Source organism: Paenibacillus sp. FSL K6-1318, assembly GCF_037976905.1.
Classification (GTDB): Bacteria; Bacillota; Bacilli; order Paenibacillales; family Paenibacillaceae; genus Paenibacillus; species Paenibacillus amylolyticus_A.
The window spans coordinates 6,467,295-6,491,314 of the sequence record NZ_CP150270.1 but is presented as its reverse complement, the minus strand read 5'-3'; the positions used below and the strand labels follow the sequence as shown (position 1 = coordinate 6,491,314).

The window sequence follows — 24,020 nt, the reverse complement described above, 5'->3', positions numbered from 1 at the left end:
CTATCTCAATGACAAACAAAGCAGCCTCCAAAAAGGCTATCTATTAGAAATCGAAATTATCTGGATCAGGTCCAACGCGAACATCTTCGTTCAGGGCGCTGATCTGATCCATCTCTTCATTTGAAAGGTCAAAGTCGAAGATGGAGGAGTTCTCGATAATCCGCGGTTCTTTGGTCGACTTCGGAATGGTAATGACCCCATTTTGCAGATCCCAACGCAAAATGACTTGTGCAACCGATTTGCCTTTGGCTGAAGCAATCTTCGTAAGCACTGGATTGTCCAGTAACTGACCCTGCATTAGAGGTGACCAAGCTTCAAGCTGAATACCGTGCTTTTCGCAGAAGGCTTTAAGCTCAACCTGAGTCAGGCGAGGGTGGTATTCCACCTGATTGATCATCGGCTTCACTTTGGCATCCTGCATCAGGTCTTCGAGATGATGAATCTGGAAGTTACTTACGCCAATAGCCTTAATGCGGCCGGCTGCATACAGCTCCTCGATCGCTTTCCAGGCTGCTTTGTATTTGCCTGCCTTAGGCCAATGAATCAGATATAGATCCAGGTATTCCAGTCCCAGTTTATTCAATGTGGTATCAAAAGCGGCAAGTGTCTCTTCATATCCGAGGTCTGCATTCCATACTTTCGATGTCACGAACAACTCTTCACGTTTCAGGTTGTTTTCTTTCAAAGCTTCGGCGATGGCTTGGCCCACGCCAGCTTCATTGCCGTATATTGCGGCAGTATCGATGCTGCGGTAGCCATGTTTAATCGCATTTTTCACAGCTTCAATTAATTCAGATCCTTCTTCTACCTTAAATACGCCAAGTCCAAACCAAGGCATATGAACACCGTTATGCAAAGTGACTGTAGATTGTAAATGTTGTGCGGTTTGAGCTGTTGTCATGAGAGTTCCTCCTTCAAATGTGTAAAAATCAGTCATTTCAAGCTGAATTGCCGTTATTTCATCATACAAAATCAAATCATACTAGATCAAATAGGGCTCAACGTATATAGTATAGTAAAATACGATTTGAAACCGGTTCCCTTCATTGGCTGGAACCGATACACAAAAGGCTGCGCCTGTGGTCGGAATGAAACTTAGAACGAAACTTTCTCCATTTAGGCTGGTACTTGTTGATCCTTGCTTTCCAGCATTTTAGCCCATGCAGTCAGGATTACAGCTACGAGAACCATCAAGGCGCCGACCCATGTCGTGTGAATCAGACCGATGGAGTCATTGATCACGCCACCCAAATAGGCACCTATAGCGATCCCTGCATTAAATGCGGCGATATTAAAGGCTGAGGCTACATCCTTGGCTTGTGGTGCATATCGTTCAGCCAGGGTTACTACATACATCTGAAGACCAGGAACATTCATGAAGGCGAGCAGGCCCATGCCCATAATGGTGAGCAGTGCTGCCAACTTGAATGGGACCGTAAAGTACATGATGCCCAGAATGATGGTCTGAATGATGAACATGTAGAAGAGCGCCTTGAGCGGGTTGCGATTGGCTGCTCTGCCGCCGATGATATTACCGACTGCAATGGCGATTCCGTACAACAATAGAATGAACGCTACCGTTTTCTCGGAATAGCCGCTGATATCATGCAATAACGGGGACAGATACGTAAAGACAACAAATGTTCCTCCGTACCCAACAGCAGTAATGGCAAAAGCAAGCAGTAAGCGCCCGCCTGTAACCAGCTTCAGCTGATCCCGAAATGCCGTTCGTGTACCACGTTTCAACGTGGATGGCACGAGTATCAGGTTCCCGATCATCGCAATGATGCCAACCACGACAATGAGGATAAAGGCAGCGCGCCAGCCCCAATGTTGACCGATGAGTGTACCGAGAGGTACGCCAGTTACCGTGGCGATCGTTAGCCCGGAGAACATGATGGCAATGGCGCTTGCTCTACGATTGGCAGGTACCAGATCGGCTGCAATAGTCGAGCCGATGGACATGAATACGCCGTGAGCCAGAGCGGATACCACTCGTGCAATGAGTAACATGGTGATACCCGTCGATAGTGCAGCCATCGTGTTACCGGCAATGAAGACAACCATGATGGCAAGCAGTAACGTTTTGCGTGATACGGTAGACGTCAGTGAGGTTAGGATAGGAGCCCCAAAGGTAACGCCTAAGGCATATAAAGTAACGGTCAGTCCCGCTGTAGTTACGGAAATGCCGAGATCATCCGCAATAAGGGGCAGTAGCCCAACGCTGATAAACTCTGTGGTACCGATAGCGAACGCACTAATGGCCAGCGCTAGTAGCGCCCACGTGCTGCGTTTTGAATCTTGTAACATTTCTTGCTCAACTCCCCAGAATGTAGATTTACGTACCGGCAAATGCTATTATGAGTTATTCGGTATAGATTGAATAGTACGTACTTTTTAGTACCCTACGTACTTTTTGGTGCCTATACAGCATGCGACGGATGTAATCCAATTCATCAGGGAGGAAGCAAGATATGGTTCGAAAAAAATATAACATCTCGGTTGAAGCTACCCTTGAGGTGATCGGTGGCAAGTGGAAATGCGTCATTCTCTGTCACCTGACACATGGGAAAAAGCGTACCAGTGATCTCAAGCGTATTATGCCCGCAATTACACAGAAAATGTTAACACAGCAACTGAGGGAGCTTGAGAACGACGGGATCGTGAACCGGATTGTATATAATCAGGTCCCTCCCAAAGTGGAGTACGAATTGAGTGATTACGGCCGCAGTTTGGAACCGATTCTCAATGCGCTCTGTAATTGGGGAGATCAGCATATTGTAAAGGAATACGGAGATAAATCAGCAGTGCTGGAGGACAATGGGCTCAATGATTTTAACTCAGACAATAGGGAGCTGGTGCAACCGTGAACTATGAGATTCTATATGATGGTGCTTTTGCGATGCTTAAAGTACATTTGCAGCGGGGAGAGCGGTTCAAGGCCGAGAGTGGTGCGATGGTATCCATGACTCCGACGGTTGAACTGAAGGGTTCAGCAGAAGGTGGAATGTTTGCCGGGTTCGGTCGGATGCTGAGCGGGGAGAAGTTCTTCTTTCAGGAATTGACGGCTGCAGGCGGAGCGGCAGAGATTCTGCTCTCACCTTCAAGCATGGGCGATGTGGAAGCCGTTGAATTGGACGGTTCCTATTCACTCTATGTGCAGAAAGACGGATTTCTGGCAGGAACTGAAGGCATTCAGGTGAATACCAAAATGCAAAACCTGAAGAAAGGTCTCTTTTCGGGAGAGGGTTTCTTTATTATTGAGATTAGTGGGCGTGGAACCGTATTTCTGTCTTCCTATGGTGCAATCCATGCGATCAATCTGGCCGCGGGTGAAGAAATGATCGTGGATAATGCCCATTTGGTGGCATGGCCTCATTATGTAGATTACCGCATTGAGAAAGCTTCACAGGGCTGGTTATCCAGTGTTACAAGTGGAGAAGGATTGGTATGTCGGTTCCGGGGAGAAGGAACCATTCTTATACAGAGCCGCAATCCGCAAGGATTCGGACAATGGGTGAAGCAGTTCATCCCTACGCGCTAAATATTTTTGCAGAAGTACACACAGAGTTGCAACGGATGTGTTTCCATCATCGTTATATGAATAACGGACTTACTGTAATGTCTGATGGATACATATTCTGTTGCACAAGGTCGCACATCATGGAGGTATGAGATGACAAGCTCACAGTATAAAAACGCACAAGAAAGCCCGGGATACCTGCTATGGCAGGTTACAGCGATGTGGCAAAAGGAAGTACGTCGGGTGTTGGAGCCACTCGAACTAACACAGCCCCAATTTGTATTATTGCACGCCTGTTTATGGCTCAATGAACACGATGAGGAAGGCAAAGGAGTAACTCAGGTTCAGATTGCTCAGTTTGCCAAGGTGGATGTTAACGTGACTTCTCAGGTTCTGCGTGCGCTTGAAAAGAGAGGATTAATTACCCGCGCTCGTCATCAGACGGATACGCGTGCCAATATTATCACAACAACGGAAGAAGGAACCCGATTGGCTGTGGAGGGAATTCATCTTGTCGAGGAATCGGACAAGGCATTCTTCGAAACTTTGGATGATCGTAAGGGAGAGTATTTGGAGATCATGCAGGAGTTTCTTCGCCAAAAAACAGAGGGTTAATCCATAATATAATTTTTTTTATTTTATTAAACTACATTATGTAGTGGAACTGGAAGTTTTTCTAATTACTAATAATTATTGCACCACTACAAAATACAAATAAACCTCCTGACTTTATCCGTCAGGAGGTTTATTTCAGTTGTTTCAATCGATTCGATAGGATGCAAATGGCTCGCGGCGACGGAAAGAGTCACTGATCTGATCCAGATCGGCCAACAGCTCATCGGGCAGTGACATGTCCAGACTAGCGAGATTATGTTCCAATTGATCGGTGCGTGTAGCCCCGACAATCACTGTGGATACAGCTGGACGTGTCAGTAGCCATGCGAGCGACAACACACTCGGGGAGCAGCCATATGAGGCAGCTTTTGCACTCACTTGTTCACTTAGTTGGATATTATGCTCCAGTAGGAAACGGTTGAAGGACGGATCGGTGTCTGCTCTGGAACCGGAAGGCACACGGGTCTGTCCGTTATATTTACCAGTCAGAATACCGCCTGCCAGCGGGAAATACGGAATAATGCCTACCCCCTGATCGAGACACATCGGAACCAGTTCAAGCTCAGGTGTACGGTCTGCCAGAGAGTAGCTGGTTTGGGTGGAGATGTAGCGCATATAACCTTTCTGTTCACTGATCCCCAGAGCTTTCATCAGCTCCCAGGCTGCGTAGTTGGAGGCTCCGATATAACGGACTTTGCCGGAAGTGACCATATCGTCCAGTGTGCGCAGTGTTTCATCCAGCGGTGTATGCGGATCAAAGGTATGGATCTGGTACAGATCCACATAATCTGTTTGCAGACGCCGCAGGCTATGTTCCAGCTCTTGTTGCAAATGGTAGCGGGAGGAACCCCGCCCATGGGGACCATCATGCCGGGGAAGTCCGGCTTTGGTAGCAAGCACCGCGTTTTCCCGTCGACCTGCAAGGGCTTGTCCAATGATGCGTTCCGATTCCGTACCTGCGTAGATATTGGCGGTATCAATAAAGTTGATGCCCTGATCCATCGCTGCATGAATAATGCGGGTAGAAGCTGCTTCATCCGCGCGTTTGCCAAACGCATTGGTACCGAGCCCCAGTGCAGACACACGCAGACCACTATTGCCCAAACGTCGATATTCCATCAGTCATCGCTCCTTATCTGTCAGTCTTTGTATAGCAGATTATAACGCAATCTATTGAAAACGTGTTATTAATATAGTTAAATGATTCTAAGAACCCGTTATTAAAGGAGATATGATGGAAAACAGTGCCGCACATTTAACAAGACGGAAGCCGAAGAAACCGAAGAAGAAATGGAAGAAGCCATTGATCATCACCCTAAGTGTGCTGCTTGTATTGGGAGGACTCGGATTTATCTATCAAAAGCAACTCGTCGTGTTTGCCTTTAACATGTTCGCCTCAGGTACGGTGAAGGAAGCCTTGGATGACTCCTTTAAGCCAGCTGGCGATAAGGATGCCCCTGTTGTAGAACATACGGACCCATTCTCACTGTTGTTGCTTGGTATTGACCAACGCGATAACGAACCAAGCCGTTCGGATACCATCATCTATTCCGTCGTGCGTCCAGAAGACAATAAAGTGCTGCTGCTGTCCATTCCACGTGATTCCTATACCGAAATTGTGGGCCGGGATGTGAAGTCGAAGATCAATTCAGCTTATGCCCACGGTGAAGCCAAGATGGCGATGGATACGGTGGAGAATCTGCTGGAGAACAAAGTGGATTTCTATGCCGCGATTAATTTTAACGGGCTCAAGGATATTGTTGATGCGGTAGGCGGCGTTGAACTGCCGATCAAGAAGAACATCGAGAACAAATCAAAAGCGCATGAGAAGCTGTTCGTTGAAGCGAACAAACCGATCTATAGCGGCGAAGAAGCGCTTGGTTATGTGCGTTACCGGGAAGATTCCGATTTCAATCGGACGATGCGTCACCGGATTTTCTTAAGTGCCTTCATGAATCGTGCGCTGGAGGTCAAAAATCTGACCAAGATCCCGGATGTGATCCAGATTGCCGGATCGAATTTTACAACCAACATGACTTCGGACTTCATCGTGAAGTTTGCCGAGTCCTTATATATGAAAGACAGTACACCCACGATCAGCAACTACATGCTGAAGGGGGAAGGCGCGACGCGTAGTGGCGTATGGTTCTACGATCTGTCGGAGGACGATCTGCAATATGTACGTGGTATGATCGCCAGTTGGCTGGACCCGGATGCGACCGAGATTATTGAACCCGAGTCAGCGGATCAGACAGATACACCAGATGCAGCATAAGCATCCATTCTTGTGCAAAATGCTCATATGAATAAAAGTCCGGCGAAGCGGTTGCTTCCCGGATTTTTTGCGTTTGAAATCCTTCAGGTGAAATATTGTACGGATATATCTAATGTTTAAACCTCTTTTTATGGCATACATATAGTAAAATATAGGGAAAAGATTAAACATCAACCAACGGAGGAAGCTCATGAAGGAGTTTAAGGAACGGCTTGAGCAGGTTCAGGAGCAGCAGAAGCAACTGGCGAAGGAGTATCATGCCTTGCTCCAGGAATACCAGTCCGATGACCTGATCGTTAAGAATGAACAATTGCAGGAACAGTACGAAGCCCACAAGCTCAAGCTGCAACAGCTTGAACTTCGCTCGCGCAAGATGGAAGAAGAGAATGCACGTCTTCGCATGGCGTTATCCGAACAGATGCTGGACGAGAAGCTGAATCTGATCCGGGTATCGCGGGAGAAGATGGAGACCTATTTTCAAGGGAAAACAGCGGTACATAATGATCGAATTGCATTCCATGAACATCGAACCAAATCCAATCTGAACGTACTATACAACCAGGCCGCACAGGAGTTGCAAGAGGATTCCCATGAGGTGAAGGAGAGGATCGCTTACCTTGCGGCTGAGGTGAACGAGCGCATTGAATCGCACAGACGAGCCGTCCGGGAGAGAGAAGAGGCTCTGCGTGGGCACATGGAACGTGGATATGAGCACATGGCGGAGGAAGGGTTGAGCGAAGAGACTATTCAACGCCGGATTAAGCAGAATCGCATGGAGATGAAGATTGGACTCAGCTGGATCAACAAGGTTGCCATCCTGCTCCTCATTCTGGGGGTTGGAGCAGCGTTCCGTTACTCGTACTCGACCTGGTTTAATGACGAGATGAAGAGCGGTGCCTTTTTCCTGCTCGGTGCACTGATGCTCGCCGGAGGAGAGTGGCTGTTCCGCCGGAAAAGGCAGACGTTTGCGATGGGGCTGCTCGGCGGCGGGATATCGGTGTTGTTCGGCTCCATCTTCTATAGTTACTTCTTACTGCATATTATCGGGTTATATACGGGACTTGGCTTGTCTGTATTGGTATCGGCAATCTCCGTATTGTTGTCCTTGAGATACCAGTCGAAGACCATCTGTTCACTAGGTTTGGTGGGCGGATATCTTCCGTTATTCTCCTACATGTTCTCGTTCGGGCTTGAAGGCCCTGCTGTCTATGTAGCCATGATCTATTTGCTGCTCTTAAACGGCATTATTGTATTCATATCCTTCGGCAAAAGGTGGCCGGTGGTGCACTATATCAGTTTCCTGTTCAACACACCATCCATGCTCATCCTATTATGGCTGTCGCCAAGTGAGAAGATTGGCATGTTGTATTCCATTGTGACGTTTGCATTATATCTGGGCATTACGCTGGCATATTCATTCAAACACCGGATGAAGTTAACCTGGTGGGATTTCGCTCTACTCGCTATGAATACGAGCATTAGCTGTCTGATGTTATACGTGTTATTTGATGTGGCGGATTGGAATGATGCTCAAGGCTTGCTGGCCTTGATCTTCTGCGTGGTGTATCTGGGCCTCGCACGATTCGTCCAGCGCAATATGGCTCAGGAGAAACAGACGATTCTGCTCTTTTATGTCACTTCCCTGACGTTTGCCATTCTGATTATCCCGTTCCAGTTCGGGGCCAAGTGGTTATCGATGGGCTGGTTAATTGAAGGCGTTCTGCTGGTCACACTCGGACATCTGAAACGGTTCAAATCGGTGGAACGTGCCGGATGGGGCATTGTGCTTCTATGTCTATTCACTTTCGTGTACTATGACCTGCTGGCGCTATTCTTCATCGGGGAACGTTCTTACTTTATGTTAAAATACACCAGCATTACGCTGGGGACTGTGCTTATTACACTGTATTATGCCTGGGCAGCTCACGGCAGCTCATCTTCCAGAGAGAGATTCAATTACAGCGCGCTGGAGCTGGGTTTCCTGAACGGATTCAAGTATGTGACACTTGCGAATGTGTGGTTATACGTGCTGTATGAGTCGAATGAATTGTATACCAGAGCTGTCGATGGGATGTTCCTGTTATACATGTTCTACAAGTTGCTCATGTTCGCAGCGCTCACCATTGCATTGGCCTATGGACTGAGCAAGGTGAAGCTGCTGCACGATCGATACGTACAGATGTATACCACCTTCCTGCATGCCATTGGTTGCTGTATTGCACTGGCTGTCACCTTAACCATGCCAGCGCTTCAGCCGGAAGTTCAGCAGCATACAGCGGCAGAGATTGTTGGTTTGCTGGTGCTGATCATCTTTAACGTAGGGGTATTCTTTGCAGGAAGGGATCTGCTGATTGCAGGCATCCGCGGGCAGTTCAAGAGCATTGAATGGTACCCGGTTATCGCAGGGATATATCTGCTAGGGGTCATCACCGTATTCCTGACGATCCAGTTCCATTGGGGTGATGTGGGGCTGATGTTCAGCCTGATCTATCTGCTGCTGGCGATTCTCTATATTGCCTATGGATTCCGTAGAAAATATGTCATGATTCGGCGTTTGGGCCTTGGCCTAACGTTGTTCGCTACGGGAAAGATGGTGTTCTATGATGTGGGGATGCTTACCTCGGGCAGCAAAATCTTTGCCTATTTCAGCTTTGGCGTACTATTGCTTGGGATCTCTTACCTGTATCAGAAGGTGTCCAGCCGGATGGAGGAAATACAGTCCAGAGAGATATCGAAGCCTGATGACGAAGCGAGTGTGCCTGAGGAAGATCAAGATTAACTTGGATACGAACGATAGAAGTAGCATTTGCGATTATATGGGGAGGGATTCGAAGTGGGATTTGACCTAAAAATCATGCTTTGGCAACTGTTATGGCTTACTGGCCCTGTAGCTCTTATCGTGTATGCGTGGAGGAAATTCGGCGTGAGAAAGAAACGGCATTGACATGAGTGTGGATTAGTGGGAGTGTCCACTGTCGACTTCACTTCGCTTAGGCAAATAAGTCGTTATCTGTGTTGTTCAAACGGATAGACGATCTTTTGTGTAATATAGATTCTTTGGATTAAAATAAGGCTCCGGGCTGCTGTGACCAGCAATCTGGGGCCTTATTGATTTGAGTCTATGGCTTAGCCTAATATGACATTCGTGAAACGTTTTGCGCGGAGATCACGTTATAATAGAGTAGACTAGGGCTGGATCTTCATTTGTAACCATGAGGTTTCGGTAGCCGATGTGCCTTTCAGTGATTGTCCGCCATCATCGTTCATACGGGAGAGCACGGTTAATGTCATGGACAGGGCGAAGGCGAGTAGTACGTATATGAAAATGTTTTTTTTGTTCATTGGAAGGTACCTCTCTTGTTGAATGAGCTAAAGTAGACATCCGGTCGTCATGAGAAAAAAAGCACAACGTCTGGTATAGTAGAGTGAGTAGAACCAAACATAAATCGTTCCTGTATACCACTATATTGAACTATAGCGGGGCAAACAATGGAACAAATCTGATGAATTTATCATTATTATTATGAAATGTTTATAGAGATCGAGTGATCGTTGAAGGTGGGAGAATAATATGCGGGAGACGGCAAAAATCGTCATTCGTACGCCAGGACAGGAAAGTGACGGCTCATTCGCTTATGTAAGCCAGGGTCGCTCCATTACGGTGGGGCGTTATACAGGTGGTAGTGAATTGGACTTGTCTGTTTATAATCAGATGATATCGAAGCGGCATTGCCGCATTCATTATGATGTACAGCAACAGCTATGGATCGAGGATCTGGATAGCAAAAATGGAACTGAACTGAACGGGCAGCGCCTCGTTCCCTATGAGAAATATCCGTTTGGCGAAGGAGACAGCCTGACGTTGGTCAATGGCCTGATCCAGCTTCGCACGGAAGGCGATCTTGGAGAGACGAGGGAATATCGTGTGTCGGATCTGCTGGGTGAGGGTGTGCGTTTGCAGGATCACCTGCAAACCGTGCAGATCGGTGAAGTGGAGATTCCGCTGTCCAAGAAGGAGTATCAGCTGTTCAAGCTGCTGTATAGTCAACTGGACCATTTTGTGACAAGGGAACAGATTGTGGCTCAGGTGTGGCCGGAGCGGAGCATGTTGGAGAGTGAAGCGGTAGGGATCGACGAGATTAACTCGCTAATCTATCGGACGAATCGCAAGCTGGGTGTGCACTTTACGATTAAGTCTGTGTACAAAAAAGGGGTATACATGAAGTCTCATGTGCCCGAATGAATGCGTGATAACAAAGGGATGATGCTATGTTCATCGTTCATCTAATTCCATGGCTGATTGCCGTGGTGACATTGATATGTGTCATATCCATCGTACTTGTCAGTTGGAAAAACGGAATTTCCCCGATGCCCACATCCATTCGCGTCAGACAGGTGGTCATTCAGGAAGTGAACCGTATTCCAGGGTACGGAGATGTGCTTGAAGCGGGTTCCGGATGGGGCACACTGGGATTGGATATTGTAAGGCATTGTCCTGGTAAAAGGCTGACCGGGATTGAGAATTCGAGAATCCCCTTATGGTCTTCCCAAATAATTGCCTATCTCAGTGTTCGCTTACGTCGAGCCAAGGGAAAACAGCACTCTCTCAAGGGCAGGCTGCGCTTCATGCGTGGGGATATCTACACCAGTTCCTATGAACATGCGGATTGTGTGATCTGTTATCTGTACCCAGGAGCCATGACCCGGCTTCTGGACAAGTTCAGTCGGGAGCTTCCGCCGGGTGCCAGGGTGATTAGTGTCTGTTTCGCCCTCCCGGGGAAAGAACCACTACGTACCATTACATGCCGGGATGCCTTGCGTACCAAGGTGTATGTGTATGCTTTTTGATGAAGAAGCTTATGATTGGAGACAGGAGAAACCGGAGGAATGAGACCCTCATGTTTCTGCTTTCGTTCAATGCATGTTATAACTCACGTGGGGTGTATATAGCTATGAATAAACAAGAACAAGTGACTGATCATTTCAAAGAATTATTTAATAAACTGGTCTGGATTAACAAGTCGAAGATGGAAGCCAGTCTTCGTGGTTATAAGTCTTCCGAAGTTCATTGCATTGAATATATTGGAAAGAATATCGATCCCAATGTGACAAAGCTTGCAGAGTCGCTGTATATGACCAAGGGCGCCATAAGTAAATTGACGAAGAAACTTATCGAAAAAAAACTGATTGAAGTCTACCAGAAGCCGGAGAACAAGAAAGAAGTCTATTTCAGACTGACTGAGAAAGGGACCGTTGTATTCGGTATTCACGAGGAACTTCACCAAGAATTTCAAAAGCGGGATCAGGCTGTGTTTGAGCAGGTAACCGAAGCGCAATTGGAGGGAATGCTCAGGTTTATGGAGCAATATAGCAAACATTTGGACGCAGAGATAAAGAAACAGGGTTTGGACATTTAGATAAATGTGTGTAATGAAGAGTAACACAAAAAGCAACCTACTCTAATCGAGGGTAGGTTGCTTTTTTATTTGAATAATTATTGTTGACAAGGAAACTAAAAAGAGTTACATTTTTGTTGAACAGGAAACAATAATGCAAAGAGGAGACACATATGACTAAAGAAAACGTCAAAACCACTGAATTACCCAAAGAGGTGCTCATGGCAGCCTGGGCTATAGCTCTTGGAGCCATTGCACCTTTGCTTGACTCTACCATGGTGAATATTGCCATAGATCAATTAACACATGATTTCAATACAACCTTGACTATTATTCAATGGGCCATTACAGGCTATATTCTCGCTCTTGCCATGGCAGTTCCCATCTCCGGTTGGCTTATGAACAAGTTCAATAGCAAGAAGATTTTCATTGGCGCTGTTATCCTCTTTGGAGTGATTTCTATTTTAGTAGGTGTTAGCTGGAACATTTCGAGTTTTATCTTCTTTCGTTTACTTCAAGGGTTCAGCGCAGGGGTGATTACGACCCTCATGTTTACCCTCTTGGTGAAAACGGCAGGGAAAGATCACTTGGGAAAAGTGATGGCCATCGTAAGTACGCCTATGATCTTCGGCCCTATTCTGGGTCCAGTCCTTGGAGGATTCATCGTTCAGGTGGCATCCTGGCAATGGATTTTCTTCATTAACGTGTTCATCGTGTTGATTGCTGCGCCAGTAATGATGAAAACAATTCCTGATTTTGAACCTTTCAACAAAGAGAATAAGCTTGATCTGTTTGGCATTATTAATTTGTCTTCCATGAGCGGGGCTTTAATCTACGGGATAACGAGAGCTGCGGAACATGCTACGTTTAACAATAATGAAACGATCTTATGGGTGGGTATTGGTGTGGGTTTGGCTGTCATATATATGGCTTATAATCTCATTCGCAAGAATCAAACGGTCCTGCCCATGAGTCTGTTTACTTATAAAAGTTTTGCTGCTTCAAGCGCCGGCTTGTTTATGGCAAATATTGCTCTTATGGGCCCGATGTTAATCCTCCCGCTATTCTTTCAAAACTTTCGCCATTTTACGGCGATTGAAACAGCAGTTGCTCTTATCCCCCAAGGGGTGGGGATGCTTGTTACTCGGCCTTTACTTGGAAAAATGATTGATAAAATTGGACCCAAATATGTAGTGATTGTCAGTTTATTTCTTTCTCTCATTGGTTCAATTCCGCTTATTTTCATCTCTGATAAAACAAGTATGATCTGGATTTCCGTTATATTGTTAATTCGTGGTGCGAGTATTGGAGGGATTAGTCTGCCGTTAACAAGTGAAGCATACACTGGGCTTGATAGCACACAGCTCCCTGAAGCGAGTGTGGGCATTAATATGATTGAGAATCTTGGTTCAAGCTTTGGCTCAGCTATTATCGCGACGGTTGTTGCAACGGTCATACAAGGGTTGCAACCAACGGTCATAAATGAGTTGAAGGGGTACCATGCCGGATTTCTATTATCCAGCGTTATTCTTGTAATTATTCTAATCCCTAGTTTGTTTCTTACAAATAAAAGGAACGCATGAACAGTTACTCATGTTCTTCCTGAAAAAATGAAAGCACTAGGCCCCGAATTCACTATTATCGTGATTTCGGGACCTAGTGCTTCTTATTATACACTTAACTACAAATTATGATTATTTTGCAGAATCCGTAGTGCCTGTGCTGCCGGATGTTGTGCCGGATTGCGATCTGTTTCTGCCGCCTCCGAATCCGCCTTGTCCACCGCCGCCACCAGGACCGCCCATACCAGTATTGGCTGTGGTTACACCGGATTCATTCACCCAAGTCACATTACTGGTCGATTCGAATGCAACCACTTGAGTTCCGCCACTATAGGTACCGTCTGTGTAGAGTCCATCCACCGCTTTACCTGTAGACGTACCACCGGAGTAGATTACATAGGAGCCATCTTTTTTCAGATCCGGGGAGCTGACAACCACGGTTTGATAATCTTTTGCCGGAGCAAATGTCAGAATATTGTTGCCTTCGCTATCTTGTACATGTACAAGTGTTCCAGCTTTTTGCGTTGCAGGGAATGTCATCACAATGGTATTTTGCGTAGACGCATCGGATGTTCCTTGTGCCATGCCAGAGCTTCCGGCAGCCACGAGGTACCCACCGCTGATTTCAAATGTACCGTCATAATCCAATGCTCCGTTACCGTTATCCGTCGGTCCGTTCACAATCACTGTTCCGCCAGTCATGTTAATGGAACCATTGGAATCCAGTCCGTCACCACCTGCGTTCACCGTGAGGGAGCCGCCGTTAATGTGGAACTCGTTATTACTTGCTGCTGCACCACCCATACCGCCCGGTCCACGTCCTTGCTGATTAGCAGCTGTACCTTGGGATGCCTGATCGGTAGTCGATGTTGTGCCTGTCGTTTCGGTTACAGAGATGTTCGATGTCGTTGTTGCATCGGTTGCTGTAGTAGCGCTATCTGTACTTGCCGCTGTATTCGCAGCTGTTTCCGTCTCGCCACCTGCAGCATTTACGCCATCATCGGATGCCGTTACATCTACATCCCCATCGTTCAGGGTGATGATTGCACCTTCAAGTCCTTCATAGCTCTTCGCAATCGTGATGGTTCCGCCGTTAATCGTCAGGGCCTGATCGGCATGGATGCCGTCATCACCGGATTCGATGTTGAATGTTCCGTCGTTGACTGTCACGTTATTATTGCTGTGCAGGGAATCATCCATGGAATCAATGGTATACGTACCGCCATTAACCGTAAGGTCTGTACCTGCTTTAAGTGCTTTGGCACTTGTGGACTCCGTTGCTGTTGTTGCAGTGTCCGCATCAGCATTGTTATCCGTTGAAGCTGTTGTTGTTGTGTTGGCAGAGTTGGATGCCGCTGCGCCGTTCGTATTAGCACCTGCATTCGTACCGCTGTTAGTAGGCATCTCCGGCATATCTGCAGGAGGTTCGCCATCCGGTGGTGTACCCATATCGGTTGGTGGTGTGCCGCCACCCCATCCACCGCCACCGCCGCCAAATGGACCTTCTTCTACTTTGGCTGGTGCATTGGCGCTACCGCCGCCCGTTACAATGTTGTATGTGCCGCCATCCGTAACGAGTGCAGTTTCAGCCTGAATACCGTCGTTGCCACTTTGGATATCGAAGGTACCTCCTGCGATAGCAACGTAACCTTTGGTGGTATCTGTGTCATTGGTTGATTTAATACCGTCGCCTTCGGCTTCAATGGTAATCGTACCGGCTTGAATGGCGACCATATCCTTACCTTTGATCCCGTCATCGGCTGCTTTGACGCTGATACTACCACTAATGATTTTGAGATCATCCTTGCTCGTAATACCTTCATTATAGTTACCAGTGACGGTCAATTGGCCTGCACCGTTGAATGTAAGATCGGCTTTGCTGAAGATCGCAGCATCCGGCTCGTCTGTCGTAGCGTCGGCGTACACATATGTTTTACCATCGGAAACGGTATTCTTGGTTCCTTTTTCGAGGGTAATCACCGCTTTACCCGCCTTCTGAATGTAGATTGCGGCGCTGTCGTTATCATGAATTGTTGCTCCGTTTAATACGAGATGCACAGTACCCTTATCGGCAACGTTAACCACGATTTGGCCATCCGTTAGCTCACCGCTAAGTACATAAGTGCCTGCTTCGGAGATGGTTACTGAGCCATTCGCTGCTTTGGCGCCCGAACCGGTCACCGTTGCAGTTGTGCCGTTCAGCTTAATCGCTGTGGAATCTGCCTCACTCCAGCTAATATTGGTATCGTCAGCATCCAGAGAGACCAGATCCGCGTATTTTACAGAAGTTAGCTCGCTGACGGATACCGTTTTGGTTGTTCCTGTTGTTGACGTTGCAGCATTGGCCGTTGTGCCTGTGGTTGCTGGTGCACTGCATGCTGCGAGTAGGCTGGTAATCATGGCGATGGACCAAAGTTTGCTACCTGTTATCATGTTCTTCTTCATATTAGATCGTTCCCTTCAATTTAAAAATTAATATTCCGTTGTTGGACTCATGGTTAACGAAATATCCAGGTTGCCGTTCCGTGTACGGATCGCATCGAGGAATTCCTTTTGGCTAACACTTTCGTGAATGGTTACACTGTAGACCAGCTCATACAGACTGCCGAGTTCAGTGGTTCTGATTTTTTTCAGATCAAAAGGTACGTTGAATTTATGGAACACTTCATTAAGGGCTTCTTCATAGCTTAAGTTTTCGGGAATGGTGACTTTTAGCGTTTTCAGCTGACTTTTCTTGCCGCCGAAGTTGAAGCGACTCAGAACAAACATCAGTACACACAGGATAATGGTGAACAGCACCGCGTATCCAAAAGCGCCTACACCGCAGGCAAGACCGGAAGCCATCGTGAACAATACGTAAGCAATGTCTTTTGGATCACCAGGGGCACTTCGGAATCGGATGATCGAGAAGGCACCTGCCAAGCTGAAAGCTCGTGCGATGTTGCTGCCGATCAGCAGGATGATGATGGCGACAATGACGGGCAGGACGACCATCGTTAAGGTGAAGCTCTGGGAGTATGTGCTTTGGTTAGTCTTCATGTAGGTAAGGCTGATGACCAATCCCAGAATGATGGCAAGACCAATGGTGATGACTGCGTTGTTAAACGTCAGGTTGGTATCGGTTAGGGCTGAACTAAACAGTGAATCAAGCATATAGGACACGCTCTCTTTCTATAATCGTTTTATCTTGTTCTATGGATGGGTTGAAATCGGTACCTGGCACAAGCATGCGCTCCGTCTGGTAATTCAGGTTGGTCGTTCTCACCAGATGTCTGTACTCGTTGCCGTATTTGGAGAATCCGGTGCGGTAGAGACCATGCTCACAGAGCAGTTGCGACAACCACAGCGGAACGGTTTTCTCGGCTTTTACTTCCATCAGCCATCGACCGTCCTTCACCAGTGGTTCACCGTAATCTCCCTGTTCCAGCTTCAGATCGTATCTGCGGCTGCGAATGTTGGTGTCAAAGGTAATGCGAAGATCCCGGCTGTTCTTGTCGAAGAGCGCTTTTCGTTCATACGCCAGATACACTTTAGGTTCCAGGTCGTAGAGGCGAAGGAAATATTTGATCTCTTCGACAACCTGCTTGTTCATGTAATCCGCCAGCTCCGGCGCCTGTCCCGAACGAACGAATTCGTAGGCTTCATCCAGCTTCAAGGCGGTTCTGCGCTTGTTCACCAGGCCGAATACTTTCTTTTTGATCTCCAGATACACTTTGGCATTCTCTTCAGGTATTCCATAAGCCCGCAGTCTCAGCTTTTCCTTGTATTTCGGTTTGGAGAGACTGGCGCGGATCAGCGAATCCTGCGGAGTGTCGAAGTACAGGTTGCTGATGGAGTAATACTCATGTTTCTTGTTGTAGGCATCCAGCTCCATGTATTTCAGCAGGTCATTGTAAAAGTGTGCATACTGCTCATCCGTCAGAAGGTACTTGCTCTCATATCGGTTGAATACTTCAATAGCCATGTGGCACTCAGTCCTTTCGTTGGTGGGTTGTATGTTTTGTTGCATCGTGTATTGCTTCCATGTCTGTATCTTAGAGCCCCAACCTTGAATGAATCTTAAATGGTTTTACATTGCGTTAACATTTTTTTACCTTCCTATAATAGTTCGCATGCACAAAATGAATTAAGATTGATTCAAGGTTTAATTGGTAGAATAGGTGATATCATAAAGAGTTTAATGAAGACGAATAATTCAAGCAGAGGAATGAATAGAGCATGAGAATATTAATTGCGGAAGATGAGGTTCATTTGGCAGAGGCTGTATCGCAGATTTTGAAAAAAAACAATTACTCCGTGGACATGGTCCACGACGGCAGATCAGGACTGGATTATGCGCAGAGCGGCATCTACGACCTGTTACTACTCGACATCATGATGCCGGAGATGGACGGGATCACCGTCCTGAAGAAACTTCGCAGTGAAGGCAATCATACGCCTGTCATTCTGCTTACTGCGAAAGGTGAACTATCGGACAAAGTCACAGGCCTCGATTATGGTGCCGATGATTATATCGCCAAGCCTTTTGCCACAGAAGAATTGCTGGCCCGGATACGAGCAGCCTTACGACGGAAGGGCGAAGTGGTTCCCGAGGATGGACTGAAGTTTGGCGACATTGAGCTGAATACAACCCAGTTGAAGCTGAGCGTACAGGGTAAGGAGATCAAGCTGAATCTGAAGGAGAATGAACTGCTGGAGCTGTTGATTGCCCGCAAGCAGGCGATTACCTCCAAAGAGCAGATTATAGAGAAGTTATGGGGATTTGATTCGGAAGTGGAGTATAACAATGTGGAAGTATATATCTCTTTTTTACGCAAAAAATTAACCTTCCTGAACTCTGCCGTCCGCATTAACACAATTCGGGGTGTGGGGTATGTACTTGAGGTGACGTCCTGATGTTCAAGAAACTTCGAAATCGATTCCTGATCGTGAATCTGGTGTCCATCTCCATTATGATGCTGGTGGCATTTGCGACGATCTATACAATTACGTACCAGAATGTGCAACGTGAGACGAGTATGGAGCTGTACAAGGTGTCTGATTTCTACCACAGTCCTTATAATTCATCCAAGATGCCGCGTGGGGAAGATGGGGGGATGGGGACAGGTTCTGGTACAGGTTCAAGTACAGGCGCAGGTTCAGATTCATTGCCCTCCGATGCCATGGGTGGTAATAATGGAGGCCCGGGAGGGGATCCCAACTCACCTCCGGCACGTTCCGTTTCATTTATGATCAAGACGGATGACCAGTGGAAGATTACGGATACGCATTCCCGATTTGATATGGAAGATACGTTCTACACCGAGGCACTGCAAAAGGTTGACCAGAATAAAGTTGGTGATTCGGAACGGCAGACGGGGCAATTTGCGTTGGATGGAACGGACTGGGCCTATGTGGTTGATCCGAGCGGTGATGGGCATATGATCGTATTCATTGATGTGACGGCACAACAAGGTATTCTTACGAATCTGATCTATACCTTTGCAGTTGTCGGACTGGTGATGCTGATTGTGATCTACTTCTTGAGCCGTTATTTTGCCAATCGCTCCATTGCGCCAGTCAGAGAAGCGTTTGAGAAACAAAAACAATTCATCGGAGATGCTTCACATGAGCTGAAGACACCTCTGGCGATCATTAATACGAATGCCGACGTGCTTCTGGCAAATCAGGAGGATACCATAGCGAACCAGGCGAAGTGGCTGCACTATATCAAGTCGGAAACCGAGCGCATGACGGGACTTACGAATGATCTGCTCTATCTGACTCAGATGGATGACTCGCGTTCCACGATGATTCATGCGAAGTTTAATATGAGCGATGCGGTAGAGAGTATTATTTTGCCGATGGAGGCCGTTATATTTGAGAAAAACATCTCCCTCGATTACAACATTGAGCCCAATCTTACGGTTCATGGGAACAGTGAACAGATCAAACAGGTCATTCTGATCCTGCTCGATAATGCTGTGAAGTATTCCGGTCCCAAAGGGTCCGTAAACGTTACGCTCCAGAGACAGAATAATGATGTTATGCTGGCCGTGTCCAACACAGGGGAAGGCATTGCACCGGAACACCTGGACCGGATCTTTGATCGATTCTATCGTACGGATTCGTCAAGAGCCCGCAAGCATGGTGGGCATGGTCTGGGTCTGGCCATTGCTCGTTCCATTGTGGATCAGCACAAAGGAGAGGTGTATGCTCGAAGCGTGGTCGGAGAGGGTGCTACATTTTACGTGCGATTGTCGTAGGGGCGGATTGATGATCTAGCTCCACACTAACCCTTCGCTACCACTCTATAATTGTTCTTCAGGCATAAGTTCTGCCTGTAATGGGTTAACCTATGCTACAATGGCAACAGTATGTATGAATCAAGGAGATGAACTGAACGTGGCAGAAGCAAACGCAATTAATGAACAAGAAATGATGCAGTATATTGCAGATAAAACGAAGGCAAGCCAGGCGAATATCGCTCTTGTGCTGAAGCATGAGCAAGCGTACATCAACAAGGCGCATGAGAATGCCAAAGGCAATGATGTCGATATTGATGGCGATGATCTGGCGGACTACATCCTTAGTCGCAAAGATGTGAAGCTGGATGAGTTGACCGTGGAAAGCATTCTGGATGCTGAAATGGACTACTTGATGGACAAGGGTCACGCGGGATACGTAGATTAAGTTCGGCGTAGGCAAAATCTAACGAACCTGATACGCGCTATTCGGGTATTTCTCGCTCGTTAGAGTGATCACGAGATGCAACGAGGCGTTAACTGGCTTTTCAAAAGTACATTTTCACAGATGCGGCCTAATGCATGGCAAGTGTTGTACTATAAAAAAGACCTCAACTCCACAATACTGTGGTGTTGAGGCCTTTTTTAGATTGTAGCGACCAGGCATTCCTTCGGGAACACCTGTCGGTATAACTTTTATAAGGATGGACTTGAAGTCTATCGGACCGAACTACTATAGGATCATTTGTCGAGTCTCGCTATGAGTACAGTCATCCCTATTATTCCTACCATATACAGCTTCTTATTGACCCATCATGCCGCCATCTACAGTGTAGAGGGAAGCTGTGACATAGGATGCTTCTTCGGACAACAGGAAGTTCATTACCGCAGCGACTTCTTCTGGTTCGCCATAACGGCCTAGTGGAATGGCAGATACCGTAGCAGATTGGTAATCTTCCACGTTACCGGAATTCGCCTCGATCTGGCGCATCATACGTGTGTTGATTGTGCCTGGCAATACGGCGTTCACCCGGATATTATAAGGTGCGAGTTCATTGGCAGCGGTACGCGTGAGACCAACCACGGCATGTTTGGACATAATATATGGAGATACAGCAGGTGCACCCATCAGGCCCGCGAGGGAAGAGGTATTAAGAATCGCACCGGATTTTTGTTTTTTCATCACTGGAATGACGTTCTGCAGACCGAGGAATACCCCACGAATGTTGACATTATAGACCGTATCGAGTGCTTCAACACTCAGGTCTTCGATCAGTCCTGTTGGACCTTCAATCCCGGCGTTGTTGGCAAAATAATCGATTCGGCCAAATGCATCCAGTGCTTTTTGCACATAGTTTTTCACGTCTGCTTCCTGAGATACGTTCGCTTTTACGGCAATTACGTGCTCTTTGTCGAGGTTCAGATCAGTGATCGTTTGCTGGATGGCTTCTTCATTCAGATCCACCAAAACCAGATTGATTTTGCGCTCTGCGAGGCGGCGTGCCAATTCTTTACCAATGCCCCCGGCTGCTCCTGTAATAACGGCTGTATGTGTATACGATGTACTCATGATATACTCGCTCCTTATTCTTTATTGGCAGGTATTTCTTAAAAAAAGTTTCAACCTGTCGTCTATCTTTCCTGTCTCAATGTTAAGATATACATAGCCGTGTGACAATAATCATTGACATCGCATATGTCAGCTATCGGACAGTGGTGTAAGCGGTGTTCATTTAGTTTACAATAATGAACAAAGGAGGCGAAAATGTTGATCATTGAACATCCTCAGGACCGGAGAGCACGAAGAACGCAGGATGCGATCATCGCTGCGGCGGTTTCTTTGATATTAGAGAAGGGGGCAGAAGCCCTCACAATCCGGGATATTACGGAACGGGCCGATTACAACCGGGGAACTTTCTATTTACATTTTCCCGGCAAACCGGAGTTGTTGCAGTTCATTCTGGATGATTTCATGCAGGGAGTGGGGCAAGCTTACGCAGAACCGTATGCACAGCTCAAAGAAGTGGACATGACTGCATTGCTGCCATCCACGATGCCTGTATTTGAATATATTGAGGCCCATCAGGATATTTTCCGTGCATTAATCACGATGCATTCAGATATGAGCTCCCGGCTGTGTAATATGTTTAGAACGTATTTAACCGAGGATTTTGTATTGGTGACCGAAGATAGCGAGCAAACCATTAATTACGACATCATGTTAAGTTATCTGGTATCTGCTACGGTGGGAGTGATCATGCATTGGGCGGAGATTGGATTCAAGTATTCTGCGCATTATATGGGAGAGCAGCTTACGGCGCTAATTAACATCAAACCGACCCGTCTGCTGATTGAACCAGGGCAGAAGGGTCGGACTATTCATGAGCGTATGCTGTTGGATTAGGTGCCGGATTACCCTGTCATGGAGGCATTAGCGGCCTGCTGCATCTGAAGTAGCTGCTCGCGGACCAGGACCGACTCTCCGACCATAATTAATGCCGGATTATTCACTTGATGCGACTTGGCGAGGGAGTGGAGTTCGGCAAGTGTGCCGGTAATAATCCGTTCCTCCGAAGTGGTTCCCCGTTCGATTAAAGCTGCGGGTGTGCTTCCACTTTTGCCATGGCGAAGCAATTCATGTTGAATCTGGGGTAGTTGGCTAATGCCCATGTAGATGACCAAAGTATCTACACTATGAGCGAGCAAGTCCCAGCGAACCGAAGATACACTTCCATCACTGCCGGTTCCCGTGACACATGCGAAGGATGAAGCAATGCCACGATGGGTTAAGGGAATAAGGGAGGAAGCGGACGTACCTACAGCTGACGTGATGCCGGGAATGATTTCAAATGCAATCCCTGCTTCTGCCAGCACAAGCGCTTCTTCACCACCACGGCCAAAGATGAACGGATCGCCACCCTTGAGTCGTACGACTTGTTTGCCTTCTGCTGCGTGTGCAGCAAGCATCCGTCCAATCATCTCCTGACTCATGGAGTGAAGGCCTGGAGCCTTGCCGCAATAGATGCGGAGTGCTCCTTCACGACCCTCAGCGAGCAATTGATCATTCACAAGCCGATCATACATAATGACATCTGCGGACTGAATACGTTTCAAGGCTTTTACCGTAATCAGATCCGGATCTCCAGGACCAGCGCCAACAATACTAACCAGGCCCCGGCTCATGATCGTGTCCCCAATTTGGGTGCAACATCGGAACTTGCCAATCCTGAACGACCACCCTGAATAGTTTCCAGTTTGGACGAGAGCTTCACTGGATTTCCCCAGTGGTGAGCGGCATACAGACCGAGGCCTGTAAATACAGCTCCGCCAATGAGGTTGCCCACCAACACCGGGATCTGATTCCACAGCCACCAGTCAGCGATACTAACCTGTGCACCGAGCATCATACCTGCCGGGATGACGAACATGTTCACCACAGCATGTTCAAAACCTTGGGCGAAAAATATCGTAATGGGCAACCACATCGCTACGATTTTACCCAGTGTTGAAGTGGACGTCATCGCCATCACTGCCCCGAGTGTGACCATCCAGTTACATAGAATCGCTTTGATAATGACCAGAACAATACCTGCTCCGCCCAGATGCTGATATCCCAATGTTTTGGTTTCACTGGTCTGGATCAGCGTTTGAATTAGAGGGTTGCTCATATCCGTACCCATCTTCGTAATGGTCAGTCCGTATAACAGAGCATAGAATGCACATCCGATTAGATGACCTGTGATCACCCAGAAATAATTCCGGAGCATATCCATCCATGTAATTCTACGTTTCAACACTGCGAGTGGAAGCATCGCAAAGTTTCCTGTCACCAATTCAAGACCCAGCAAAATAATAATGACGAATCCCGCTGGGAATATTAGTGCACCTGCCAAACCAACGGAAGTTTGAGATACAGCGGTATATGCCAGTGTGGTTGCAAAGGCGAGAATAGCCCCTGCCAGAAAACCGCGGATCAGCATCTGTACCCGGTTCATTCTGGCTTTGCTCTCACCAGCTTCGACCATCGATTGCAGCACTTCTGCAGGTTTAACAAAATCCATAGCGCACGCCTCCTTGATGTCAGGGTATCTCTAGCCTTTAACCCGCAATTGTGATGTAGATTTCTCCGCTATTGCCGTCCACTTCGGTTTTGTAGGTATTCAAGCAGCCTTCATCTGGCTCGTGTACCTTACCGTTACGCAGATCAATCTTCCAATCATGCAAAGGACAATGAACCGCTGTCCCGCACACCATGCCTTCCGACAGCTTGCCGCCCTTGTGAGGGCAGCGATTCTCGACGGCGTGCAGACTTCCGTCACTCAATTTGAAGACTGCAATTTCGGTATCCTGTATCAGGAAGGTCCGTGCTCCCTTTTCATCAATATCCGCAAGGTGTCCAATCCGGAATTTGTTCATCGCTGTTCC

Annotated in this window: 24 protein-coding genes; 13 read left to right on the top strand and 11 right to left on the bottom strand. The window is 47.2% G+C overall.

Going from position 1 to position 24,020, the window contains the following annotated elements; translation table 11 throughout:
• Positions 1-43: 43 nt before the first annotated feature.
• Together NYE45_RS29080 and NYE45_RS29075 are read right to left on the bottom strand one after the other, a co-directional pair.
• Entirely contained in the window at positions 44-901 is an 858-nt protein-coding gene (locus NYE45_RS29080; protein WP_340014949.1) for an aldo/keto reductase, read from the bottom strand.
• A 215-nt stretch (positions 902-1,116) separates the two neighbouring features.
• Positions 1,117-2,310: an MFS transporter gene (locus NYE45_RS29075; RefSeq protein ID WP_340014948.1), complete on the bottom strand. Its 1,194-nt coding sequence runs from the start codon at positions 2,308-2,310 to the stop codon at positions 1,117-1,119.
• 164 nt (positions 2,311-2,474) lie between these two features.
• Here NYE45_RS29075 and NYE45_RS29070 point away from each other — a divergent pair, with 164 nt between their 5' ends.
• From NYE45_RS29070 to NYE45_RS29060, 3 genes are all read left to right on the top strand, one after another.
• The gene (locus tag NYE45_RS29070) at positions 2,475-2,870 is read left to right on the top strand and encodes a winged helix-turn-helix transcriptional regulator (RefSeq protein ID WP_062836690.1); all 396 of its coding nucleotides are present in this window, start codon (positions 2,475-2,477) and stop codon (positions 2,868-2,870) included.
• The gene (locus NYE45_RS29065; protein ID WP_340014947.1) at positions 2,867-3,544 is read left to right on the top strand and encodes a TIGR00266 family protein; all 678 of its coding nucleotides are present in this window, start codon (positions 2,867-2,869) and stop codon (positions 3,542-3,544) included. The genes NYE45_RS29070 and NYE45_RS29065 overlap by 4 nt, the downstream gene beginning before the upstream one ends.
• A 132-nt stretch (positions 3,545-3,676) precedes the next feature.
• Positions 3,677-4,138, top strand: coding sequence for a MarR family transcriptional regulator (locus NYE45_RS29060; protein ID WP_062836692.1), 462 nt, complete (start codon positions 3,677-3,679; stop codon positions 4,136-4,138).
• 144 nt (positions 4,139-4,282) lie between these two features.
• Here NYE45_RS29060 and NYE45_RS29055 read toward each other — a convergent pair whose 3' ends face one another.
• Positions 4,283-5,257, bottom strand: coding sequence for an aldo/keto reductase (locus tag NYE45_RS29055; protein ID WP_340014946.1), 975 nt, complete (start codon positions 5,255-5,257; stop codon positions 4,283-4,285).
• 112 nt (positions 5,258-5,369) lie between these two features.
• Between NYE45_RS29055 and NYE45_RS29050 the strand changes: the two genes are divergently transcribed.
• On the top strand, positions 5,370-6,413 hold the full coding sequence (locus NYE45_RS29050; protein ID WP_340014945.1) for an LCP family protein: 1,044 nt from the start codon (positions 5,370-5,372) through the stop codon (positions 6,411-6,413).
• A 190-nt stretch (positions 6,414-6,603) separates the two neighbouring features.
• Positions 6,604-9,192 carry a DUF2339 domain-containing protein gene (locus NYE45_RS29045; RefSeq protein WP_340014944.1) on the top strand — a complete coding sequence of 863 codons (2,589 nt, stop codon included), beginning with the start codon at positions 6,604-6,606 and terminating at the stop codon, positions 9,190-9,192.
• Between the two features lie 407 nt (positions 9,193-9,599).
• Here the strand turns inward: NYE45_RS29045 and NYE45_RS29040 are convergent, their stop codons facing one another.
• On the bottom strand, positions 9,600-9,755 hold the full coding sequence (locus NYE45_RS29040; RefSeq protein ID WP_167350922.1) for a hypothetical protein: 156 nt from the start codon (positions 9,753-9,755) through the stop codon (positions 9,600-9,602).
• A 229-nt stretch (positions 9,756-9,984) separates the two neighbouring features.
• Here NYE45_RS29040 and NYE45_RS29035 point away from each other — a divergent pair, with 229 nt between their 5' ends.
• The 4 genes from NYE45_RS29035 (at position 9,985) to NYE45_RS29020 (ending at position 13,392) form a co-directional block, all read left to right on the top strand.
• Positions 9,985-10,656, top strand: coding sequence for an FHA domain-containing protein (locus NYE45_RS29035; protein WP_169480002.1), 672 nt, complete (start codon positions 9,985-9,987; stop codon positions 10,654-10,656).
• 26 nt (positions 10,657-10,682) lie between these two features.
• Positions 10,683-11,261 carry a class I SAM-dependent methyltransferase gene (locus NYE45_RS29030; protein WP_340014943.1) on the top strand — a complete coding sequence of 193 codons (579 nt, stop codon included), beginning with the start codon at positions 10,683-10,685 and terminating at the stop codon, positions 11,259-11,261.
• 104 nt (positions 11,262-11,365) lie between these two features.
• Positions 11,366-11,830 (top strand): MarR family transcriptional regulator, encoded by a 465-nt coding sequence (locus tag NYE45_RS29025; RefSeq protein ID WP_340014942.1) that lies wholly within the window; start codon positions 11,366-11,368, stop codon positions 11,828-11,830.
• Positions 11,831-11,982: 152 nt separating this feature from the next.
• Positions 11,983-13,392: an MDR family MFS transporter gene (locus NYE45_RS29020; RefSeq protein WP_340014941.1), complete on the top strand. Its 1,410-nt coding sequence runs from the start codon at positions 11,983-11,985 to the stop codon at positions 13,390-13,392.
• A gap of 111 nt (positions 13,393-13,503) precedes the next feature.
• Here NYE45_RS29020 and NYE45_RS29015 read toward each other — a convergent pair whose 3' ends face one another.
• From NYE45_RS29015 to NYE45_RS29005, 3 genes are read right to left on the bottom strand one after another with little or no spacing between them, the layout of a single operon-like run.
• Positions 13,504-15,816, bottom strand: coding sequence for a carbohydrate-binding domain-containing protein (locus NYE45_RS29015; RefSeq protein ID WP_340014940.1), 2,313 nt, complete (start codon positions 15,814-15,816; stop codon positions 13,504-13,506).
• A 27-nt stretch (positions 15,817-15,843) separates the two neighbouring features.
• Positions 15,844-16,524, bottom strand: coding sequence for a DUF4956 domain-containing protein (locus NYE45_RS29010; protein ID WP_062836702.1), 681 nt, complete (start codon positions 16,522-16,524; stop codon positions 15,844-15,846).
• A complete protein-coding gene (locus tag NYE45_RS29005; protein WP_340014939.1) occupies positions 16,517-17,335 on the bottom strand; it encodes a polyphosphate polymerase domain-containing protein in 819 nt (272 codons plus the stop codon). Before NYE45_RS29005 ends, NYE45_RS29010 begins: the two co-directional genes overlap by 8 nt.
• A gap of 254 nt (positions 17,336-17,589) precedes the next feature.
• On the opposite strand from NYE45_RS29005, the gene NYE45_RS29000 reads away from it, so the two are divergent.
• From NYE45_RS29000 to NYE45_RS28990, 3 genes are all read left to right on the top strand, one after another.
• Complete coding sequence (locus tag NYE45_RS29000; protein ID WP_036612327.1) at positions 17,590-18,267, top strand: response regulator transcription factor; 678 nt, start codon at positions 17,590-17,592, stop codon at positions 18,265-18,267.
• Positions 18,267-19,616, top strand: coding sequence for a HAMP domain-containing sensor histidine kinase (locus tag NYE45_RS28995; protein WP_340014938.1), 1,350 nt, complete (start codon positions 18,267-18,269; stop codon positions 19,614-19,616). Before NYE45_RS29000 ends, NYE45_RS28995 begins: the two co-directional genes overlap by 1 nt.
• 100 nt (positions 19,617-19,716) lie before the next feature.
• The gene (locus tag NYE45_RS28990; protein WP_340014937.1) at positions 19,717-20,043 is read left to right on the top strand and encodes a hypothetical protein; all 327 of its coding nucleotides are present in this window, start codon (positions 19,717-19,719) and stop codon (positions 20,041-20,043) included.
• 354 nt (positions 20,044-20,397) lie between these two features.
• On the opposite strand, the gene NYE45_RS28985 is transcribed toward NYE45_RS28990, so the two are convergent.
• Complete coding sequence (locus NYE45_RS28985) at positions 20,398-21,165, bottom strand: SDR family oxidoreductase (protein ID WP_340014936.1); 768 nt, start codon at positions 21,163-21,165, stop codon at positions 20,398-20,400.
• A 195-nt stretch (positions 21,166-21,360) separates the two neighbouring features.
• On the opposite strand from NYE45_RS28985, the gene NYE45_RS28980 reads away from it, so the two are divergent.
• Positions 21,361-21,999, top strand: a complete 639-nt coding sequence (locus NYE45_RS28980) for a TetR/AcrR family transcriptional regulator (protein ID WP_340014935.1) — start codon at positions 21,361-21,363, stop codon at positions 21,997-21,999.
• A gap of 8 nt (positions 22,000-22,007) precedes the next feature.
• On the opposite strand, the gene cobA is transcribed toward NYE45_RS28980, so the two are convergent.
• Genes cobA through nirD form a run of 3 tightly spaced genes read right to left on the bottom strand, consistent with a single transcriptional unit; the run spans position 22,008 to position 24,011 of the window.
• Positions 22,008-22,778, bottom strand: coding sequence for a uroporphyrinogen-III C-methyltransferase (gene cobA / locus NYE45_RS28975; protein WP_340014934.1), 771 nt, complete (start codon positions 22,776-22,778; stop codon positions 22,008-22,010).
• Positions 22,775-23,656, bottom strand: coding sequence for a formate/nitrite transporter family protein (locus tag NYE45_RS28970; protein ID WP_340014933.1), 882 nt, complete (start codon positions 23,654-23,656; stop codon positions 22,775-22,777). Before NYE45_RS28970 ends, cobA begins: the two co-directional genes overlap by 4 nt.
• 37 nt (positions 23,657-23,693) lie before the next feature.
• On the bottom strand, positions 23,694-24,011 hold the full coding sequence (gene nirD / locus NYE45_RS28965) for a nitrite reductase small subunit NirD (RefSeq protein ID WP_074092734.1): 318 nt from the start codon (positions 24,009-24,011) through the stop codon (positions 23,694-23,696).
• Between the last annotated feature and the right edge of the window lie 9 nt (positions 24,012-24,020).

What these genes read in the sequence shown, in the direction of transcription:
- NYE45_RS29075 (WP_340014948.1), bottom strand. Translation starts at nt 2,310, where the DNA reads ATGTTACAAGATTCAAAACGCAGCACGTGGGCGCTACTAGCGCTGGCC.
- NYE45_RS29020 (WP_340014941.1), top strand. Translation starts at nt 11,983, where the DNA reads ATGACTAAAGAAAACGTCAAAACCACTGAATTACCCAAAGAGGTGCTC.
- cobA (WP_340014934.1), bottom strand. Translation starts at nt 22,778, where the DNA reads ATGAGCCGGGGCCTGGTTAGTATTGTTGGCGCTGGTCCTGGAGATCCG.
- NYE45_RS29005 (WP_340014939.1), bottom strand. Translation starts at nt 17,335, where the DNA reads ATGGCTATTGAAGTATTCAACCGATATGAGAGCAAGTACCTTCTGACG.
- nirD (WP_074092734.1), bottom strand. Translation starts at nt 24,011, where the DNA reads ATGAACAAATTCCGGATTGGACACCTTGCGGATATTGATGAAAAGGGA.
- NYE45_RS29030 (WP_340014943.1), top strand. Translation starts at nt 10,683, where the DNA reads ATGTTCATCGTTCATCTAATTCCATGGCTGATTGCCGTGGTGACATTG.
- NYE45_RS28970 (WP_340014933.1), bottom strand. Translation starts at nt 23,656, where the DNA reads ATGGATTTTGTTAAACCTGCAGAAGTGCTGCAATCGATGGTCGAAGCT.
- NYE45_RS28995 (WP_340014938.1), top strand. Translation starts at nt 18,267, where the DNA reads ATGTTCAAGAAACTTCGAAATCGATTCCTGATCGTGAATCTGGTGTCC.
- NYE45_RS29035 (WP_169480002.1), top strand. Translation starts at nt 9,985, where the DNA reads ATGCGGGAGACGGCAAAAATCGTCATTCGTACGCCAGGACAGGAAAGT.
- NYE45_RS28985 (WP_340014936.1), bottom strand. Translation starts at nt 21,165, where the DNA reads ATGAGTACATCGTATACACATACAGCCGTTATTACAGGAGCAGCCGGG.
- NYE45_RS28990 (WP_340014937.1), top strand. Translation starts at nt 19,717, where the DNA reads ATGGCAACAGTATGTATGAATCAAGGAGATGAACTGAACGTGGCAGAA.
- NYE45_RS29080 (WP_340014949.1), bottom strand. Translation starts at nt 901, where the DNA reads ATGACAACAGCTCAAACCGCACAACATTTACAATCTACAGTCACTTTG.
- NYE45_RS29000 (WP_036612327.1), top strand. Translation starts at nt 17,590, where the DNA reads ATGAGAATATTAATTGCGGAAGATGAGGTTCATTTGGCAGAGGCTGTA.
- NYE45_RS29010 (WP_062836702.1), bottom strand. Translation starts at nt 16,524, where the DNA reads ATGCTTGATTCACTGTTTAGTTCAGCCCTAACCGATACCAACCTGACG.
- NYE45_RS28980 (WP_340014935.1), top strand. Translation starts at nt 21,361, where the DNA reads ATGTTGATCATTGAACATCCTCAGGACCGGAGAGCACGAAGAACGCAG.
- NYE45_RS29025 (WP_340014942.1), top strand. Translation starts at nt 11,366, where the DNA reads ATGAATAAACAAGAACAAGTGACTGATCATTTCAAAGAATTATTTAAT.
- NYE45_RS29040 (WP_167350922.1), bottom strand. Translation starts at nt 9,755, where the DNA reads ATGAACAAAAAAAACATTTTCATATACGTACTACTCGCCTTCGCCCTG.
- NYE45_RS29015 (WP_340014940.1), bottom strand. Translation starts at nt 15,816, where the DNA reads ATGAAGAAGAACATGATAACAGGTAGCAAACTTTGGTCCATCGCCATG.
- NYE45_RS29050 (WP_340014945.1), top strand. Translation starts at nt 5,370, where the DNA reads ATGATGGAAAACAGTGCCGCACATTTAACAAGACGGAAGCCGAAGAAA.
- NYE45_RS29070 (WP_062836690.1), top strand. Translation starts at nt 2,475, where the DNA reads ATGGTTCGAAAAAAATATAACATCTCGGTTGAAGCTACCCTTGAGGTG.
- NYE45_RS29045 (WP_340014944.1), top strand. Translation starts at nt 6,604, where the DNA reads ATGAAGGAGTTTAAGGAACGGCTTGAGCAGGTTCAGGAGCAGCAGAAG.
- NYE45_RS29055 (WP_340014946.1), bottom strand. Translation starts at nt 5,257, where the DNA reads ATGGAATATCGACGTTTGGGCAATAGTGGTCTGCGTGTGTCTGCACTG.
- NYE45_RS29060 (WP_062836692.1), top strand. Translation starts at nt 3,677, where the DNA reads ATGACAAGCTCACAGTATAAAAACGCACAAGAAAGCCCGGGATACCTG.